The following is a 17,974-nucleotide window of genomic DNA, read 5'->3' on the forward strand; positions in this document are numbered from 1 at the left end:
AAAATCGTTTCAATAAGCCATATAAACTTTTACTGAAAATTAAGGTGATGTTAAGTGACTAAAGAAATGTTTGTTCAAATAAATGATTGTAGACTGTATGCTAAATTAGTCGGAGAAAATACCGGGAAACCAACCATTGTAATGGATGCTGGATATGGAGATTCTTCTAAGGCTTGGGATTCAGTAATTGAAGATATTTCATTGCTCTCTAATGTTTTCATTTACGATAGAGCAGGACTTGGAAGGAGTGAAGGCAATCCTAATCCTAGAACCAGCCGTTTTATGGTAAAAGAACTGAGAGAACTTCTTTATGAAGCGAAAATTGGACCACCATATCTACTAGTAGGTCATTCATTTGGTGGCGTTAATATGCGGATATTTGCAAGTGAATACGAGGATGAAGTTTGTGGACTTGTTTTGATTGACTCCACTCCTGAGGATTATAGAGAAAGATTTCTCCCGATAATGTCACGTGATTTTCAACAAGCATACAATAGGCAATTCATATACGAAGGAAATTATGATGAATTCATGGAAAGCTTGAAGCAACTAAAAGAAACTCGACGTAAACTAAATATTCCAGTAATTGTTCTCTCAGCTGGTAAGAAAGCTCATTATTGCAAGCCAGCACAAGAGTTATGGGATGAAATGCAGAGAGAACTTCTTGAAATATCCTCTGATAGTCAATTAGTGGTTGCTGAAAAGAGTGGTCATTATATACAAGATGATGAACCAAGAATTGTTGTTACTGCTTTGAGAAAGTTAATTAAGGGGATCAGAAATTAGATATATCACTTTTAAAATAAAACAAATAGGAACGCATCCGGAGCCAAATACTTAGGCGTTGAATGCGTTCCTATTTTTATAAAAATGTAAATTCTGATTTTTTTTGATAACAATACGTTCTTTACTTTCTAGCAATATCCACCCGCATTTCGAGATTTAATTTCGAAGGATAATAAAAATCAGGTAGATGACGTAGATCATAGCTAAACCGGCACCTTCGATTTTCGAAATCCGATATTGGGTCCGTGAAAGGATTAGTAGTAAAGCTGTCACGAAAATCATGAGCCAAACATCTAGGAATATTTTTTGATCAACAGCTAATGGGTGGATTGTTGCGGAAGCTCCTAGAATGAAAAATACATTAAAAATATTACTACCAATAATATTCCCTAATGCAATCTCAGTTTGTCTCTTTAAGGCTGCGGTGATAGAAGTAACTAATTCAGGAAGTGAAGTCCCGACAGCTACGATGGTCAAGCCAACAAGAGTTTCACTCATTCCGAGTGCGAGAGCGATTTCAATACTGTTTTCGACTACAAGATTACCACCAAAAACAATTCCAACAAGTCCCCCAATTGTGAATGCGAGGTTTTTGCCCCAAGACGTACTCACTGTGTCAGTAGGAGTGTTTTCGATTTGATCTCGGTTATTTCTTGCCATTTCAAAAACATAATAAAGAAAAATGGCAAAGAAAAGGAGCAGCAGGATACCTTCTGTTCTCGTAATGATATTGACTTCTGAATATTGTAGCTGAATATCACTAATCAAGATTAATACAGTAATGGCTGCAAGCAAAGCAAATGGGATTTCTTTTCTGAGTGTGTCACTTTGAACGGCTAAAGGAAAGACAATTGCTGTAACTCCTAAAATGAATGTAGCATTAAAAATGTTGCTTCCTACGATATTACCAATCGCTACATCGCTCGTTCCTTCGAAGGCAGCAATAAAACTGACCGATGCCTCGGGAGCACTTGTACCAAAGGCTACGATTGTCAAACCGATTAACATTGGTGAAACCCTCAAGCCTGTCGCTATTTTCGAGGCACCGTCAACAAAATAGTCAGCACCCTTAACTAAAAGGGCAAATCCTATTAATAATAAAACATAAGTCATAACTTCACCTCTCATAATAAATTGATTAATTGTTTCTATAATTATTTCCGCATACACAAGTTTACCCAACTAGGTTAGTAAGTAAACCGTTTTGAGTGAAGCTAGGGACATAACGCAAGTCTCTAACTGGAATAATGAACAAACAACTAAGTAGCGAAGTACATTTCAGGAGTGGATTACATCAGCCATCTTGTTCGGTTCTTTTGTTAGCTAAATCACTTCTGTCCCTGACTCTTTTTTGTGCTCACGAAAAAGGGAATTAATGTTAGTATTAAAGAAGCTATTGTCAATGAATTCTATATAGAAAATAGGACAATTAAAGTTCGATAGAGTAAGGGGTTGATTGTTATTGTGGAATATTAATTTCAATATAATCGTTTTTTTAACTGAATTAATTGCTTGGGCAATAATTGGATTCATAGCATTTCGCATTTATAGAAAATTATCGATTAAGCCGAGAATATGGAAGGTTGGACTTGTCATTTTGTTTGGGCTTTTTTCTTTTTCGATTAATTGGACTATGTTTGATACGTTAATTCGAATTTCTATCTTACCTTTAGGTGTATGGATTTTGTATGCTGTCTTGAAAGGGAAAGAAGGAAGGTGGCAAACCTATCGCGGGTTTGCTTGGTTGGGGTTCTGGGCTAACTATATCTTTTTGGCTGCTACTTTGATAGCCTTACCTATTCATCAAGCCATCTATCCCGAAGAGAAGCCATCAACATATATTTCAGACATTTCGAATGCTTCTATTATTAAGACCCATCCAACAGGAAATAAAATGCTATTAAACAAGGATCTTTTAATTAGTCAGCTAGATACATTCGATCAAGATCGTATCATGAGTGACGTGTGGTATGAGGAAACCTACATGAATACAGATGATTCAAATAAGATAAATGAACGGTTTCCGTATCTACTCACCGAAGTTAAGTCGAAATGGGGAAGTGGAATTAATAGCACAATTTATATTGAGGAGGACGGAGCAGGAATATTAATCTCTACAGCTGATAGGCAATATTATTTTCGTTCCGACAGCTCTGTTTTAAAGGAGGGACGTCAAAGTGAATAAGAAAACGCTCGTCTATACTTCGATTGGAATTATGATCTTGATCATTTCCACCTTTATCTACCTTATTTATTTTTCTCTTCCAGCTTCTTTCCCATCGGAGAAACAATTAATCGAGGAGATCAATAGCACCTTTCCAGAAGCTGAAGCAACTGAGATACAAGATGTGTTCGATGTTGCTGACAGACAAAGGTATGTTCCTTTTAAATCGAACGAAACAAGCTATGGTAAAAGTTTTTGGGTGTGGGATAAATACAGGTGGCGAGTAGCCTATATTGATTCGGTTGGTGAGCCTCTGCTTTGGAGGATTAATAAAAATGACCCTTCTTCTTACCATATTGTTTGGAACATTCATCCCGATGATCAATTGAAGGAAATACAGTTTTATTTGACTCGTGACAGAGGATATAGCATTAGAGAAAACACAAAAGAAACGTATTATCCCAAAGTTCAAATGCGTCAAAAGATTTCTTTTGAAGAAGAAGGATATGGGGCTTTGAAAATCCCGAAAGACTGGGCAAGTTTTGTGACAACTATAAATGATACACAAGCGGTTAAACAATCGAATCTTGATGCTTTATTTACTGGAACTTCGTTGGAACAGCAGGTTTTTTATGGATGGCTTCCATATGACAGAGCAAACAAAGTAGCGTTTCCGAGCAATTCTGTAAATGGCAATGGCTATTCAAATGGTGATATAGAATTAGATTTTGTGATGATATTAAATGAAATTGAAGTGGATGTTCAATTATATTAATAGAAATTTAAAAAATATAAGGGAATGTCCACGCCAGAATTCTATAAATAAAATAGTCAATCATGATAACTATGCATAACAACTAACGAGGAGTAATTTGATTATTGGTTTTTTCATTTTGTTTCTTCTGATAGGTATTGCAAGACTTTTCGGATATAGTGGGTTTTGGGAAAGAGGTCTCGGTGATAATCGAAATGTCTTTATATATGCAGTGTCTTTAGTGATTTTTTGGACCGTTCAGATATGGATAAAAGCCAAAAAGACAAAGTAATTATTACGAAGAGAGAAAGACAAGTACCAGGGGTCAACTATTTTCATTTGAAGACATTGATTTAGGGAATCCAACGACATTTAATATTTACAAATAATTCTCAGTGGTATTATAACCTTTGTAGATGAGGAGATTACCCTAAAACTTGACGAAGAGTAATATATAAATCGTGTGCTGATTAAAGGAAGGTATCAGCACATTTTTTCAGTCATTAAATAGGAAATTAATGTTAAGTTATAAGTATAGATTATTTTGGAATTTAACTTGATTTTAATTATGTTTCTAGGGAGTTAAAAAGGGGGACATTTAATGCTAGGTGTCAACAGAGGTGAGGTTGTTTTAGTCAGACATTCTGACAATTGGAAAGAGTTATTCCATAAAGAGAAGGATTTATTAGAGGTGATTATAGGGGATGAAATTAAGAGTATTCAGCATTTTGGTAGCACAGCAGTCAATGGTATTGAGGCAAAGCCTATTATTGATATCTTGATCGGTGTTGAGTCCTTAGAAGATGTTGAGGAATTCAATAAGGAAAAATTAAGAGCGGCTGGATACTATCATTTGTCCAGAGTTCAGATAAATGGAAAAGTGGTTTTTGCTAAGTTTAGCGACCTAGTAAGCTTAACAAAGACTCATATTCTTCACGTAGTTGAGTACGAAGGTGATTGGTGGAAGAAACATATCTTGTTTAGAGATTACCTTAATGAACATCCATCGGTTGCGAAGGAATACGAAATTCTTAAGAAAAGTCTGGCAGTTAAATATCCTAATGATGAACGCTCCTATACAGATCAGAAGAAAGTATTTGTTGATAATATTTTGAGTCAAATATAACGGAGGGGGAGCTATGGAAATTATTCGAATTATATTACCTCTTGTCATAGTTGGAGGAATTGTAACATTTGTCATTTTGAGGCTAAAACATAAATATGAAAAAGGCACCCTTGGAAAGAAGAAAACAAAAAGTGCTCAACATGTATTGGATAGCTTAATACCATTTGGGATGCTTTTTGGTTGTAGTATCGGTGTCATCCTTAGTATGTTTTTCAGAATTTCTTCATCATCTGCAATTAGTGTAGGGGCGGGTGGAGGCTTCTTATTGGGGTATATTGCTTATGAATTATATAGCAAAATGGATACTGAACATTAAATAATAGCAATCTCTCATTAGAGTGAACATATTGATCCATTTCTTTATTGAACTTATATAAAAGCTAAGTGGAAGAGGAGAGAAGATAAATTGGATAGTATTATTTTCGATTTAGATGGAACCATCTGGGATCCAATCGACACAGTACTCGGTGCTTGGAACAGTGTCATAAGAAAAAATAGTCAAATAAAAAGTGAATTAACTAGAAAAGATTTTGAAGGGACAATGGGATTACAAATGGAGGAAATAGGTAGGAAGCTCTTTCCTTCCTTGAGTTATGAGGAACGTCAGCAAATCGTAAATGATTGTGGAGAGGTAGAACATTCTTTTATAGAAAAACAAGGCGGTATGCTCTATCCAAATGTTGAGAATGTCCTAAGAGAACTTTCTCAGAAATATAAATTATACATTGTTAGCAATTGCCAAGCGGGCTATATAGAATCCTTTTACAAGTATCATAAACTTGAACAATATTTTCTGGATTTTGAAAACCCAGGGAGAACGTGCCTGTCGAAAGGGGAAAATATTAAATTAGTTATTGACCGAAATAACTTGTCAGATCCAGTTTATGTAGGAGATACGAAGGGTGATTTAGAAGCAGCTAGATTCGCTGGCATTCCTTTTATCTATGCGACATATGGGTTTGGTCAAGTGAATCAATATGATAAGGCAATTGGAAGCTTTGAAGAACTTTTAAATGTTTTCTAGGACTTGCTGACCAGGGGGGGGAAAATGGCATCGATTGTTTACACAGCTATCTTAATTGTTAGTTTTTTATTCTTGTTGGGGAAAAGGAACGATGAAGAGTCTTTCTTTTCTTTAAGAATACTAGGGTATTTTATACTAGGTTCATTTGCGTTTAACTTCAATCAAATCTCACTTCCTTTAGGGTTTATTGTGTACTTGTTGTTTTTTCGACCTAAGTTAAATGTGGATGTCAAACGATTGGCTTCAGTCATTGGTTTCCTTGCATTTATATTGGTCCACTGGATTTTTCCATTTGCTGTTCACGCTTGGGAAGGCAGAGAAATATATATTGAACAAGAACTAGGTTCAATTTATATGACGAACTTTCTAGATGAATATGACCAGATTATACAAGGGTTGAAAATAGAGAGTAACGATCTAAAGCTAGAAGATTTTTCAGTGAACTATCTTAAAGATGGTAGTATTACAAATTTAAGCTTGCAGCTAATCGATCAAAATGACAATAGCTTTACACATTATCAAATTGGATATGAAATCGACAAGAGTAGGTATCGAGTTACGACCAGTCAGCCTGATTCATGGATTCAATACAATCGATTAGTTGAAGCTAAGCGTTTCTTTGAAAATTTTGATGTACTTACTATTAAAGATATTACTAATGAAAAGGGTGAGTTTTCTTTTTATAGAATCAGCTCTACAGGGGAACGAATCAGTAACCTAGTAGGAGATCGAACTCATTATCTAATATCTAATGAAGGAGTACATTTATTAGAAGATGAACATCCTCCGGTGGAAGGCTTTTATATATCAACATCTGCAATGATGAAAATTGGAGAAGAACGAGATGATAAAGGCAACATCACACAAGAGAGTTTCGAAGGTGTCGAAACATCTGATTATCTATTCGACGTCAATTTTAGTGAGGAATAAAAACAAAGCCGCATATTAATTCGAGTAGCGTTATAACTTTAATATTCTAAGTCAGTAAAGAACGGGGGCTGATTCTTGGTAATTAAATATAGGGTAAGAGCCGTGTGGATGTTTTCTGGTGTAATGTGGTTAGTGGTTGCTGTTTTGAATATAGTTGTTTTATTTATGAGTAGAGATGTTGATCTTCCTTCATTTCTTTTAACTTTAATCACTTTAACAATAATAGTTAATCTATTTTTGTCACTAGCCTTTTTAAGCATTCATACCATTGACTACCTTCGAATCGAAAAGGGATTTCTTTCTGTCCATCGTGGATTTCCAATACGAAGGAAGAAGATCAAATTATCAAATGTAGAAAAAGGCAGAATGACAGATGGGAATTTAATCTTATATGTAAAAGACCAAAGAAAAGTAGAACTAAAGTCAAAGTCTATAAGTGTTAAGGAATTTATGAAATTAAAATGTGAATTAAGTCAGTATTTTAGCATTGAATAAGTATAAAGGGGGAGTGCACTTTGGGAAAATGGAAACTATTAAGCTCAGATTACCTCTATAAAACGCCATTTGGAAATTTGAGAATGGATAAATGTCAACTACCGAATGGAATTGTTATAAATGAGTACTATGTGAATGAATATTCAGATTGGGTAAATGCAATTGTTATAACCAAAGAAAACAAAGTTGTCCTTGTTGAACAATATCGCCATGCTGGGGAGGATTTCTTTTTAGAAATACCTGCTGGGAAAATAGAGGAGAACGAGACATATGAGGAAGGAATTGTCAGAGAATTAAGAGAGGAAACGGGCTATACTTCAAATATGAAACCTATAAAACTGGGTGAATTTATGGTCAACCCGGCTACGCAAACAAATAAAGTTATCACTTATCTGATTGTTGATGCGTTTAAAGAATTTGAACAGGAGTTAGATGATACTGAGGATATAGAAGTTCATTTGTATGATTTTGATGAGTTGGGTAGGCTCTTAAGAGAAAACCAAATAAAAACCCAGTTATTTACCGCATCTGCTTATTATATGGCTAAGGATTTTTTAGCTAACAAACATCTTCAGTCTACAACTCCCTAATATGAACAGAGCGTTCCTGCAATAAGTCAGGTACGCTTCTTTTTTGTGAACAAACACAAATAAGGTAAAAAATGTTAATATTGAAGAAGATTATATTCCTTCTATCTGCTTAATGGAGGTAGCGGAAATTTAAAGGAAAGAAGCTGTTGAAAAATGATATATAGAAGAAAAACTTATAAAATCAACCCTGAAAAACTTAATGATTTTAATAATTTCTTTCATACATACTTATATCCAAACCAGATTAATCACGGTGCAAAGTTAATAGGTCGCTGGGTTAATGAAGAACAGAACGAGATTTTGGCAATCTGGGAATATACAAGTTTAGAACGGTATGAAAGCATAGAAACTCAAATCAGGCTTAGTGAGCTACACAAAAAAGCACAGGAAATAAGAAAAGAGTTAGGCGACCTATACATTGAAAGCAACCAAGACTTCTTATCTTCAACAGCGTACCCCGCTTCATATCATCCTCCTAAACAGATTGTGTCTGTTAGTGGATATATAACAAATGATGAGGGAAAGGTGCTCTTGGTTCGTAATGTCCATCGAGCAAACACGATGGAAATGCCAGGAGGTCAAGTAGAAGAAGGTGAAACATTAGAAGAAGCAATTCATCGAGAAGTGTTAGAGGAAACAGGAGTAGTAGTTCAGTTATCTGGAATAACTGGTATTTACCAAAATGTCACGAGCGGTGTAATATGTGTTGTATTTCGTGGGCAATTTGAATCTGGTGAGATAAGATCGGCTGAAGGCGAAACGTCAGAAGTCATCTTTATAGAATTGACGAAGGAACGGATAGACCAACTAATTACGAGACCTCATTTTAGAAATAGAACACTTGATGCGATGGTTCCAAATTATTTACCGTATGAAGCATTCAAAGTAAGGCCATACGAACTTATTACAAGGTTTGAAGTGAAAGAAGAGTTTAGTAGTTAGCCGAATCAAGCACTAAATAAATGTTGGAGGGTGTAAAGGAATGCAATGCTTCTGTGAACAAAAGGAAACCTATCATTTGAAAGTTGAAGGGGATGTAGGAGCAGACCCTATTTGGTGTCAACATTGCCAGTGTAATCTTGACATAGATGAGATTCCAATTTCACTCGATTTAAAATCAGAGTTAATTGAATGGGTCGAGAAGTATGGAACATGGATCGACTGGGATAATGATAAAATCGTTTCTAACGGGGTTAAACTTGAAGAAAAACATAATGAGCAAGGAGCAAGCCTTACAATACAACTACAGAAAGAACTTCAGGGACAATACAAGGTTACCTTTTCGCCATCTTCATTAGCAAGAAATTATTCTAAAAAAAGGTAGCAAGGAATTATGGCGTAACATTACATTTGGTAGAAGAAATTATTTAATTAGCAGGCATGATAAGAAACTATGGTTGAACACTTTTAAAAGTTGACCCTAACTGATTTAGTTTAAGGAGTGTTGTCGTGAGAAAGCATAACAAGACAGGTAAGATCCTATACTTTATAGGTATTTGGATCAATGCTATTGGTTTGGCATTACTATGGGTAGAAGGTATTCCAGAGCCTTACCCAAGCTTTTCCATACCATTAATAGTGCTTGGAGTGATTCTATTGATTTCAACGAACTTCTTTAAGAAGGGTAAAGATGATTAAACAATAGTAGAAATGTTTGTTTCTATTCATAAAGGCAGCGTTTAGAAAGTGAGACTTCGTATATCTAAACGCTGTCTTTGTTTATCAATTGAAATGATAGCATCGCTCGGTCCTGAACCTTGATTAAAAACTAGATTATATAAAATTCTTTAAAAAGGTTCCTAAGCTATGGCCGGCTGAATACATACTAGTACAAAGAAGAACAGTCATGTCTATTAAATCAGCCATAAGCCGTGGGATCAGATTCAACGCTAGTATAAATACTATTATCGATACTGGATGAAACTTACGAATTCGACTCATGTAAAAACCCCCATGGAAATATATAGTACTTATAATAGAATACTAAATTATCCCAAAAATGCAATATCATAAATTCATTTGGGTTTTAGTACATAATGAGAGTTAGCATCTTAAGTTAACCGTATAAGGAGATGTTTGGATGGTAAGGGATTAGAAAGGTGAATAACACTTTGTTTAGGAAAAGGTGAAACCTAAAAAATCAGGTAAACGTAGTAAACTAAAGGATAATCGGATATGAAGTAAATCCGACTTGGGGGAACTAATGTGGATAATCAAAGAATAGATCGACTTAACAATATCATCGAAGAACTCCAAATAACTGTCGATAAAAAAACAGCCAGAAAACTTGAATTAGATAAGTGTAAGTCACTTATTCAAAGGTTGAATTCATTCTCAGCAGGTTGTGAGGAGTGTGACAACTATTTAATTGATTTTGAAAAATGGATGATAGAACTTAGCGAGAAGGAAAATCTACTTGATGGAGAGGCTTTTAAGCATCATAAACAAATAGTTAGTGAGAGTAGCTCACATCTCCAGAAGAATCACAAGTTAGTGCCAGAAGGGTATTACCTCAGTATCTATATGTCTATTGGCACAAGTATTGGTTTAGTGTTAGGGTTACTAATATTTAATAATATAGGCCTAGGATTACCAATCGGGATAGGGATTGGTGTTGCAATTGGGGCTGGTTTAGATGCAGATGCTAAGAAAAAAGGATTAACCTTTTAGACAAAAAAAGGACTTGATTTCAAAAGAAGATTTGTTTATGATAGGAAAAATATACAAATTTTATGATGAAGAGAGTAGTTATGAAAATGTCTTAAGCGAGTTAGGGATGGTGTGAGCCTAATAGTCATATCATAATGAAGCGCACTTCTGAGAAGCAGCCTGAACATAAGTAGGGCTTAGCCGGTCTAAGACCGTTATCATGAGAGTAAGAAGGTTCTTGATGAACAAAAAGAGTGGTACCGCGGGTAATCTCGTCTCTATTATAGAGACGGGATTTTTTTATTTTTATAAGGAAAAGGAAGGTGTCTTAATTGAATTTCAAAACGATGTATGCAAAGGAAATTATAAAGTACTTACCTTCATTATCACAAAGTGAAGTTGAACAGTTAATTGAGAAGCCAAGATTGGAAGAGCAAGGTGATCTGGCATTTCCTTGCTTTTCACTTGCTAAGATCTTAAAGAAATCTCCACAAGAGATTGCACAGGAACTGGCGAGAGCCATTCAGCATCCTCTTTTAGAAACAGTTGTCGCAAATGGTCCTTATGTTAACGTTTTTCTAAGTAAGAAAACGGTAAGCAAAGAAATTCTAGAAACAATTTTAACGGAGGGTGAAAATTTTGGTTTCGTTTCGATCGGAGCAAGTAAAAACATTGTTGTTGATTTTTCTTCTCCCAATATTGCCAAACCCTTCTCGATGGGACATTTACGTTCAACAGTCATCGGTAATGCCTTATCAACTATTGCAGAGAAATGTGGCTATAACGTTACGAAAATCAATCATCTAGGAGATTGGGGAACACAGTTTGGAAAACTAATTGTCGCATATAAAAAGTGGGGAAATGAGAATAGTGTAAAAGAAAACCCAATTGAAGAGTTGTTATCACTGTATGTAAAGTTTCATACAGAAGCAGAGTTGAATCCTCTCTTAGATGAGGAAGCGAGATCTTGGTTTTTAAAATTAGAGGAAGGAAATGAAGAGGCCGAAGCACTATGGAAATGGTTCAGAGATGAGTCACTAAAGGAATTCACTAAAATATATAGACTGCTCGATGTCACGTTTGATTCGTATCAAGGTGAAGCATTTTATAATGACAAGATGGACCGAACGGTGGAAGAACTTAAGAAACTAGAGCTTCTTACGAAATCTGAAGGGGCGGAAGTTGTTAATTTAGAGGACGTTCAGTTGCCGCCATGTTTGATAAAAAAATCAGACGGTGCAACATTGTACGCAACTCGAGATTTAACAGCTGCTGTGTACAGATATGAGAACTACAACTTCGAGCAAGCGATTTATGTAGTAGGTCAAGAACAGGGCTTACACTTTAAGCAAGTCTTTATAGTATTAGAAAAAATGGGATATTCATGGGCAAAAGGGTTAAAGCATGTTCCGTTTGGCTTTATTTTGAAAGATGGCAAGAAAATGTCTACTCGAAAGGGCAAAATCGTCCTTCTAGAAGAGGTTATTACAGAAGCGATTGATTTAGCGAAACAGAGTATTGCAGCTAAAAATCCTAATCTCGAAAATAAAGAGGCAGTAGCTAGGATGGTTGGTGTGGGTGCAATCATCTTTCATGATTTAAAAAATGAAAGACAGAACAATGTGGAGTTTTCGCTTAACGATATGCTGAGATTCGAGGGTACTACAGGACCTTACGTACAATATACTCATGCAAGAGCATGTTCGATATTACGAAAAGCAACGTATAATGAAAGCAAATTAAATATCGATGGATTAACAGATAGTCTTAGCTGGTCTGTTATTAAAAGATTAATGGAGTTTTCATCTATTATTGAAAAGAGCTTTTCTCAGTATGAGCCTTCACAAATCGCAAAATATCTAATCGATGTTTCTCAGGACTTTAACAAATATTATGCTCATGTCAAAGTTCTTAGTGATGATCATTTATTAGAGAGCAGACTAGCATTAGTAAAGGCTGTTACAATCGTTTTAAAAGAAGGTCTGAGATTACTAGGAATAAAGGCACCAGATAAAATGTAGAGTTTTCCACCTTATTTCACGATCAAACGAAAGGAGCGTTTCTTTAATAAGAAGAAGTGCTTCTTTTCGCATTCAATTAAAAGGAAAATAATGCTAAAATATTGTTATTATTATTAGGAGTTGGTATCTCTTTGACTAATTTATATTTTGTGCGACATGCACACTCTACATATTCACCGGATGAATTAAACAGACCCTTATCAGAGAAAGGAATAACTGATGCAATTACAGTTACTAACTTATTAAAAACAAAGGGAATTGATATAGTCGTTTCAAGTCCGTATAAAAGAGCGATTCAAACAGTCGAAGGCTTAGCGAGATACATAGACAAAGAAGTTGAAATGATCGATGGTTTTAAAGAAAGAACTCTAACCATAGCTCCTGCCGAAGATTTTACACTTGCAATAAAAAGAGTATGGGAGGATTCTGATTTTTCGTGGGAAGGGGGAGAGTCGAATACTGTCGCTCAAAAAAGAGGTGTAGATACTACTTATAATCTATTAGATAAGTATAAAGGTAAAAATATAGTTATCGGTACACATGGCAATATAATGGTTCTAATTATGAATTTCTTTGACAAGCAATATGATTTTTCATTTTGGCAAAAGTTAGCTATGCCAGACATCTATAGGCTAACTTTTGAAGGTGAAATATTAACAAATGTAGAAAGAATATAGGACAGGTCATGAAGAAGATTATACTAAGGTTTAGTACAAACATGAATTAAGTTTATTACAATAAATAATAGGTGAAATTCATTCACTGTGTAGGGTTTACATTCGAAAGATAGGAGGTAGTTATGAGCAATTATGGCAGTCTTATTGTAAAAGAAGGAAGACAAGTATTGGTCTTTGAACGTAAATATTTATTTAGTCCAGAAAAAGTATTTCATATCATAACGGAACCAGATTCTTTCATTCAATGGTATCCATTTGCTACTGGAGAAATGGACCTGAGGGTTGGAGGGAAGATAGAGTTCGATGACGGTGAAGGCTCAGCTTACGAGGCAGTTATTACCGAATTAGCCCCTCCGCATTCTTTTTGTTTTCAGGAAGTTGATGATTTGATAGATATCAGACTACATATATCAAGTCAAGGTTGTACCTTGACCTTTAGCCATACCTTTGATGATCGAGAAATGGCTATTTATACAGCTGCAGGATGGCATAGATGTTTAGATGTACTAGATCAGATAGTTAATGGGAAACCAGTTGAGTGGAAAGATAACTCTGTTGAATTAAGAGAATTTTATCGGAGAAACTTTCTTCAAAATGATTGAGGAAGATCAACTGATACAAAAACATATTGACTAAATGATGCTAATCAAAATTGTAATTGAAATATAAAACATGGGGGAATAAAAATGAGCAGCTATCAAAAAGAAATTGTAAAGATTAAGCATCAAGGGAGGGAAATTCATAGCGTTTCATACATGCCTAATAGTAATGAGAAGTGCCCTGTCGTAATCTTTAGCCATGGTTTTAATGGCACAAATGTAGATTTTGCTATGAATAGTGAGCTTTTAGCGGAAAATAATGTAGGTGCGATTTGCTTCGATTTTTGTGGTGGTTCTGTTCATTCAAAGAGTGACCTTAAGACTAGTGAGATGACTATTTTTACCGAAAAAGAAGACTTGTCTGCTGTTGTAGAGACCATAAAGACTTGGGAAAATGTTGATCCTGATAATATCTTTTTATTTGGCGGAAGTATGGGTGGACTCGTATCAGCATTAGTAGCCGATGAAAAGGTAGAGGGAATCAAAGGTCTTTTATTGCTGTTTCCAGCATTAGGTATAGCAGAGGAGTGGAATAGAAGATATCCAACACTTGAGACGATCCCTGATATACATGAATTATGGGGAGTTCGTTTGGGTAGAGTGTTTTTTGAATCGATTCATGGATACAATGTGTTCGACCATATCGGGAAATTCAATAAAAACGTATTGATTTTTCATGGAGATCAGGATGAAATTGTAGCACTTGATTATGGAAATAAGGCAGAAAAGGTATATCCTCATGCTAAAATTGAAGTATTTCCAGGAGAGGGTCACGGTTTTTCGGAGACTGGCAATAGAAGAGTCGCTGAGATGACATATGAATTTGTAAAAGCAAATAGTTAACAATACAGTAAGCGAAGGGGAGCATTCTTTAGTAAAGGGTGCTCTTTAACACATTATTGCCAGGAAAATAATGTTAAACTTAGAATTGAAAATTATTGGGGGAATTCTACTAGTCTCAGGGGAATTTACAGTAAAATGACATAGAGGAGAATGGGAATGCAAAAAAAGGGACAATTAGAGGTTCTCAACCTCATTGAATTAGTAAACGATCAAAAGGACTATACTAATTTCATTGTAAGTGAAGTAAATGACCATGCACTTAGAATAGCTGTAATAGATGGAGAATTTCACTGGCATAAACACGAGGACTGCGATGAGATGTTTTTTGTATTAGAAGGTGAACTTTTCATAGACTTAGAAAACAATGAAACCGTTTCATTAAAGCCAGGTGAAATATTTACAGTGCCTAATAACACAATGCATCGAACTCGCTCAAACGAACGGACAGTTAATTTATGTTTTGAGAAAGTAAGTAATGATATAAACGGTAGCGATGAAAAAAACTTGGACAACTAAAGTGAGAGTCAATGCTTTTCAGCTATCAGCTAATGTTCCTAAATTAGATAGGAATGCTTTTTCTATTTAGGTTTAACTGGAAAATTTAATAATATGGGGAGAACAATATATGGGATGTGTTTTTTGTCAGGTTGTTAATAGAGAAGAACCAGCTGAAATAATATATGAAGATGAGGATGTTATAGCCTTTTACGGATTGCACTTTAGTGCCCCAGTACATGCGTTAGTGATTCCTAAAAAACACATTGAAAACATTATGGATATAAAAGAGGGTGACGAAAAAATCATATATAAGATTCACCTAGGGCTACAGGAAGTTGCAAAGATATTGGGTGTTGAGGAAGATGGTTTCAGAGTAATCACCAATACTGGAAAACATGGTCAACAAGAGGTATACCATATGCATTATCATATTATTGGTGGTCGACAATTGAAATGGGAAATGTAATGTAAAATCCTAAACATGGAATTGTGACATAAAAGCCTGCTCGAATTAATAGTTCATTTGACTATTTCAAGCGATGTAGAAAACAAAGAAAATGAGAAGTTATGGGTATTGAGTTTATAATAATGAGAAAAGTGTTTTTCATGCGTTTTTGGAAGAAGATTAAACAGTTCAATAACCCTCACAACTTGGTTGCGAGGGTCATTTAAGTTTTCTTTAAATTTCATTCATCCAAACAAGCATTTCTTCTCTAGGACTGCGATTCCCCCACATGTGGTAAGCTACGGCCTTCACCTTTACCGGCTTTCTGACTGGCTCATGCGAGGAATATAGATTGCCTTCCCACTGATCTTCTTCATAACGTACTCCTTTAATCTCAAGGCTAGTAATGTTGTCTATTGAGTTTAGTATTGGAGTTTCATCTCGAGGGATGAAGATGTTCTTTAAGTGAGGACCATTATCCTCTTGTTCCAGACAGTAGACGACTGGTCCTCGTTTTAGAGCGATTTTACCGATGTTTTCTCGGACGCGTGGGTTTGCCCGAATCTTTTCAACTAACAATGGCAGTTCAAGCTCGATTGTATCCTTCTCCGTCCATTCTTTTGATAAGGTAATATACCCGTCATCATTTATTGGCGAGTGGATGACTTGATTATTGATTTTTACTGTAAATTCTTCGCACCATGCCGGAATCCTTAAGGAAATTTCGTGTGTTGTTGGTTTCTCCGGGTGTATATCAAACAAAATCTTTCCGTCAGTTGGATAATTGGTTTTTTGGATGATTTCAAACTTCTTACCATTTACATTAAACTCTGTTTGACTACCGATATACAAATGGACATTGATTTTATTTTCGCTCGTTGTATACATGTACTGTCCTATCGAGGTGATAAGTCTTGCGATGTTTGGTGGACAACAAGCACAACCAAACCATGGCACCCGTTCTGGCTCAACATGCTTATGGTCAAATCTCTCTTCAACTGCACTAGGAAAGACCTCAAGTGGATTAACGTAAAAATACTTTGTTCCTTCTAAGGAGATGCCACTTAACACGCCATTATAGAGGGCGGTCTCCATTACATCAGCATACTGGCGATCATTTTCAAGCTCCAGCATTCTCATTGCCCAAAACATTAATCCAATTGAAGCGCATGTTTCAGCATAGGCAACATCGTTCGGTAAATCATATTCTGTGGTGAACCGTTCACCATGTCCCTGAGAGCCAATGCCACCGGTAAGATACATTTTTTGATTTGTGACATTGTTCCAGAGTCGTTTTAGCACTTTTTTTAGTTCTTTGTCACCTGTTTCCTTGGCAATATCGGCCATCCCAGTGTACAAATACATTGCACGAACAGCATGCCCATGAGCAGTTGTTTGCTCTCGCACAGGTGCATGTGCCTGATGATAATCTAGCCCAAACCATCGGTCTCTTTCTCCTATTAACGTGTTTTCCTCTAAAAGGAAAGACGGCTGAGTGCCTCTCTCATTAATAAAGTAAATACATAGGTTTAAATGCATTTTGTTGCCTGTTACTTTATATAGTCGCATTAACGCAAGCTCAATCTCTTCATGTCCTGGATAGATCTTTCGTTTGCCATCCTCAATACCGAACATGCTATCAATGTAGTCAACGAACGTATTAGCAATGGCTAGTAACGTATCTTTGTTTGTGACTTCATAGTAGGCAACAGCTGCCTCTATCAAATGACCTGCACAATATAACTCATGACCATGAGAAAAATCAGTCCATCTTTCATTTGGTTTCGCAACGGTATAATATGTGTTGATATATCCGTCATCTTGTTGAGCTTGTCTAATTAACTCTATTAATTCTTCAATCTTAGCTTCAAGTTCTTGATCGGGGTAATGTATGAGGCTATAACTTGCTGCTTCAATCCACTTATATACATCACTATCTTGAAAAGGCATCCCATGGAAAGTACCACTTGATTGTCCAGAAGCAATTCGGAAATTTTCTACGGAATGACTTGGTGGTGCACCTTCTATCTCATCATTTAATGCCTTCCATTGATAGGGTATCGTTTTCGTTGAAATGATATCTATCCACTGACTCCAGAAATCATCCTTTATTTTGGTTTGATTTATAGTTGAACGTTGAGATGTTACTTTTAACATGAAAAATCCGTCCTTTACTGTTGTATTATTACTACTTAAGGCCAGTAATCACTTCTCTTACTTAGTTCTATTCGATGCACTGTAAACCCTTCCATAGGTAAGTAGAATGTGTTCTATAATAAAACAAAGACACTTTTTTTCTCTCAATAAAAAGGAAATTAATGTTAATATATAAAAGAGTTAAATTAAACAGACTTGGATTAGGAGAAAAATTAC

Annotated in this window: 22 protein-coding genes and 1 other annotated feature; of the genes, 19 read left to right on the forward strand and 3 right to left on the reverse strand. The window is 35.6% G+C overall.

Translation table 11 applies throughout. The annotated features are described in order from the left end of the window. The first annotated feature begins 54 nt into the window (after positions 1-54). Complete coding sequence (locus J7W16_RS11255; protein WP_210597406.1) at positions 55-786, forward strand: alpha/beta fold hydrolase; 732 nt, start codon at positions 55-57, stop codon at positions 784-786. 156 nt (positions 787-942) lie between these two features. Here the strand turns inward: J7W16_RS11255 and J7W16_RS11260 are convergent, their stop codons facing one another. Then, positions 943-1,899 carry a calcium/sodium antiporter gene (locus J7W16_RS11260; protein ID WP_210597407.1) on the reverse strand — a complete coding sequence of 319 codons (957 nt, stop codon included), beginning with the start codon at positions 1,897-1,899 and terminating at the stop codon, positions 943-945. Between the two features lie 349 nt (positions 1,900-2,248). Between J7W16_RS11260 and J7W16_RS11265 the strand changes: the two genes are divergently transcribed. The 11 genes from J7W16_RS11265 to J7W16_RS11315 all read left to right on the forward strand — a co-directional run bounded on the left by J7W16_RS11265 (position 2,249) and on the right by J7W16_RS11315 (position 9,507). Continuing rightward, the gene (locus tag J7W16_RS11265) at positions 2,249-2,971 is read left to right on the forward strand and encodes a hypothetical protein (RefSeq protein WP_246879965.1); all 723 of its coding nucleotides are present in this window, start codon (positions 2,249-2,251) and stop codon (positions 2,969-2,971) included. Then, the gene (locus J7W16_RS11270) at positions 2,964-3,725 is read left to right on the forward strand and encodes a hypothetical protein (RefSeq protein WP_210597409.1); all 762 of its coding nucleotides are present in this window, start codon (positions 2,964-2,966) and stop codon (positions 3,723-3,725) included. The genes J7W16_RS11265 and J7W16_RS11270 overlap by 8 nt, the downstream gene beginning before the upstream one ends. A 580-nt stretch (positions 3,726-4,305) precedes the next feature. Further along, positions 4,306-4,830 carry a GrpB family protein gene (locus J7W16_RS11275; RefSeq protein WP_210597410.1) on the forward strand — a complete coding sequence of 175 codons (525 nt, stop codon included), beginning with the start codon at positions 4,306-4,308 and terminating at the stop codon, positions 4,828-4,830. 13 nt (positions 4,831-4,843) lie between these two features. Beyond that, entirely contained in the window at positions 4,844-5,146 is a 303-nt protein-coding gene (locus J7W16_RS11280) for a hypothetical protein (RefSeq protein ID WP_210597411.1), read from the forward strand. 90 nt (positions 5,147-5,236) lie between these two features. Next, positions 5,237-5,854 (forward strand): HAD family hydrolase, encoded by a 618-nt coding sequence (locus J7W16_RS11285; protein ID WP_210597412.1) that lies wholly within the window; start codon positions 5,237-5,239, stop codon positions 5,852-5,854. 24 nt (positions 5,855-5,878) lie between these two features. Next, positions 5,879-6,784, forward strand: a complete 906-nt coding sequence (locus J7W16_RS11290) for a hypothetical protein (protein ID WP_210597413.1) — start codon at positions 5,879-5,881, stop codon at positions 6,782-6,784. A 75-nt stretch (positions 6,785-6,859) separates the two neighbouring features. Next, entirely contained in the window at positions 6,860-7,279 is a 420-nt protein-coding gene (locus J7W16_RS11295) for a hypothetical protein (RefSeq protein ID WP_210597414.1), read from the forward strand. A gap of 20 nt (positions 7,280-7,299) precedes the next feature. Next, positions 7,300-7,869 carry an NUDIX hydrolase gene (locus J7W16_RS11300; RefSeq protein ID WP_246879966.1) on the forward strand — a complete coding sequence of 190 codons (570 nt, stop codon included), beginning with the start codon at positions 7,300-7,302 and terminating at the stop codon, positions 7,867-7,869. A gap of 153 nt (positions 7,870-8,022) precedes the next feature. Further along, the gene (locus tag J7W16_RS11305; RefSeq protein ID WP_210597415.1) at positions 8,023-8,811 is read left to right on the forward strand and encodes an NUDIX domain-containing protein; all 789 of its coding nucleotides are present in this window, start codon (positions 8,023-8,025) and stop codon (positions 8,809-8,811) included. 40 nt (positions 8,812-8,851) lie between these two features. Then, on the forward strand, positions 8,852-9,193 hold the full coding sequence (locus J7W16_RS11310; RefSeq protein WP_210597416.1) for a hypothetical protein: 342 nt from the start codon (positions 8,852-8,854) through the stop codon (positions 9,191-9,193). Positions 9,194-9,318: 125 nt separating this feature from the next. Next, positions 9,319-9,507 (forward strand): hypothetical protein, encoded by a 189-nt coding sequence (locus tag J7W16_RS11315; protein WP_210597417.1) that lies wholly within the window; start codon positions 9,319-9,321, stop codon positions 9,505-9,507. A 135-nt stretch (positions 9,508-9,642) separates the two neighbouring features. Here J7W16_RS11315 and J7W16_RS11320 read toward each other — a convergent pair whose 3' ends face one another. Further along, on the reverse strand, positions 9,643-9,810 hold the full coding sequence (locus J7W16_RS11320) for a hypothetical protein (protein ID WP_210597418.1): 168 nt from the start codon (positions 9,808-9,810) through the stop codon (positions 9,643-9,645). A gap of 264 nt (positions 9,811-10,074) precedes the next feature. On the opposite strand from J7W16_RS11320, the gene J7W16_RS21955 reads away from it, so the two are divergent. The 7 genes from J7W16_RS21955 to J7W16_RS11355 all read left to right on the forward strand — a co-directional run bounded on the left by J7W16_RS21955 (position 10,075) and on the right by J7W16_RS11355 (position 15,622). Then, entirely contained in the window at positions 10,075-10,539 is a 465-nt protein-coding gene (locus tag J7W16_RS21955) for a hypothetical protein (protein ID WP_246879967.1), read from the forward strand. Positions 10,540-10,592: 53 nt separating this feature from the next. After that, positions 10,593-10,801, forward strand: a binding site (T-box leader). Positions 10,802-10,850: 49 nt separating this feature from the next. Next, entirely contained in the window at positions 10,851-12,539 is a 1,689-nt protein-coding gene (gene argS, locus J7W16_RS11330) for an arginine--tRNA ligase (RefSeq protein ID WP_210597419.1), read from the forward strand. Between the two features lie 131 nt (positions 12,540-12,670). Next, complete coding sequence (locus J7W16_RS11335; RefSeq protein WP_210597420.1) at positions 12,671-13,216, forward strand: histidine phosphatase family protein; 546 nt, start codon at positions 12,671-12,673, stop codon at positions 13,214-13,216. Between the two features lie 122 nt (positions 13,217-13,338). Then, a complete protein-coding gene (locus J7W16_RS11340) occupies positions 13,339-13,818 on the forward strand; it encodes an SRPBCC family protein (RefSeq protein WP_210597421.1) in 480 nt (159 codons plus the stop codon). 84 nt (positions 13,819-13,902) lie between these two features. After that, positions 13,903-14,658: an alpha/beta hydrolase family protein gene (locus tag J7W16_RS11345; RefSeq protein WP_210597422.1), complete on the forward strand. Its 756-nt coding sequence runs from the start codon at positions 13,903-13,905 to the stop codon at positions 14,656-14,658. A gap of 156 nt (positions 14,659-14,814) precedes the next feature. Further along, positions 14,815-15,174 (forward strand): cupin domain-containing protein, encoded by a 360-nt coding sequence (locus J7W16_RS11350; RefSeq protein WP_210597423.1) that lies wholly within the window; start codon positions 14,815-14,817, stop codon positions 15,172-15,174. 109 nt (positions 15,175-15,283) lie between these two features. After that, positions 15,284-15,622, forward strand: a complete 339-nt coding sequence (locus tag J7W16_RS11355; protein WP_210597424.1) for an HIT domain-containing protein — start codon at positions 15,284-15,286, stop codon at positions 15,620-15,622. 213 nt (positions 15,623-15,835) lie between these two features. On the opposite strand, the gene J7W16_RS11360 is transcribed toward J7W16_RS11355, so the two are convergent. Beyond that, positions 15,836-17,758, reverse strand: coding sequence for a glycoside hydrolase family 127 protein (locus J7W16_RS11360; protein ID WP_210597425.1), 1,923 nt, complete (start codon positions 17,756-17,758; stop codon positions 15,836-15,838). Positions 17,759-17,974 lie beyond the last annotated feature (216 nt).

The sequence above is a fragment of the Halalkalibacter suaedae genome (assembly GCF_017939705.1).
In the GTDB taxonomy this organism is placed as follows: domain Bacteria; phylum Bacillota; class Bacilli; order Bacillales; family Bacillaceae_D; genus Halalkalibacter; species Halalkalibacter suaedae.

Bases quoted from the DNA above. Each gene is read 5' to 3' on its own strand.
- J7W16_RS11345 (WP_210597422.1), top strand. From the start codon at position 13,903: ATGAGCAGCTATCAAAAAGAAATTGTAAAGATTAAGCATCAAGGGAGG.
- J7W16_RS11280 (WP_210597411.1), top strand. From the start codon at position 4,844: ATGGAAATTATTCGAATTATATTACCTCTTGTCATAGTTGGAGGAATT.
- J7W16_RS11360 (WP_210597425.1), bottom strand. From the start codon at position 17,758: ATGTTAAAAGTAACATCTCAACGTTCAACTATAAATCAAACCAAAATA.
- J7W16_RS11350 (WP_210597423.1), top strand. From the start codon at position 14,815: ATGCAAAAAAAGGGACAATTAGAGGTTCTCAACCTCATTGAATTAGTA.
- J7W16_RS11290 (WP_210597413.1), top strand. From the start codon at position 5,879: ATGGCATCGATTGTTTACACAGCTATCTTAATTGTTAGTTTTTTATTC.
- J7W16_RS11355 (WP_210597424.1), top strand. From the start codon at position 15,284: ATGGGATGTGTTTTTTGTCAGGTTGTTAATAGAGAAGAACCAGCTGAA.
- J7W16_RS11275 (WP_210597410.1), top strand. From the start codon at position 4,306: ATGCTAGGTGTCAACAGAGGTGAGGTTGTTTTAGTCAGACATTCTGAC.
- J7W16_RS11305 (WP_210597415.1), top strand. From the start codon at position 8,023: ATGATATATAGAAGAAAAACTTATAAAATCAACCCTGAAAAACTTAAT.
- J7W16_RS11260 (WP_210597407.1), bottom strand. From the start codon at position 1,899: ATGACTTATGTTTTATTATTAATAGGATTTGCCCTTTTAGTTAAGGGT.
- J7W16_RS11340 (WP_210597421.1), top strand. From the start codon at position 13,339: ATGAGCAATTATGGCAGTCTTATTGTAAAAGAAGGAAGACAAGTATTG.
- J7W16_RS11320 (WP_210597418.1), bottom strand. From the start codon at position 9,810: ATGAGTCGAATTCGTAAGTTTCATCCAGTATCGATAATAGTATTTATA.
- J7W16_RS11310 (WP_210597416.1), top strand. From the start codon at position 8,852: ATGCAATGCTTCTGTGAACAAAAGGAAACCTATCATTTGAAAGTTGAA.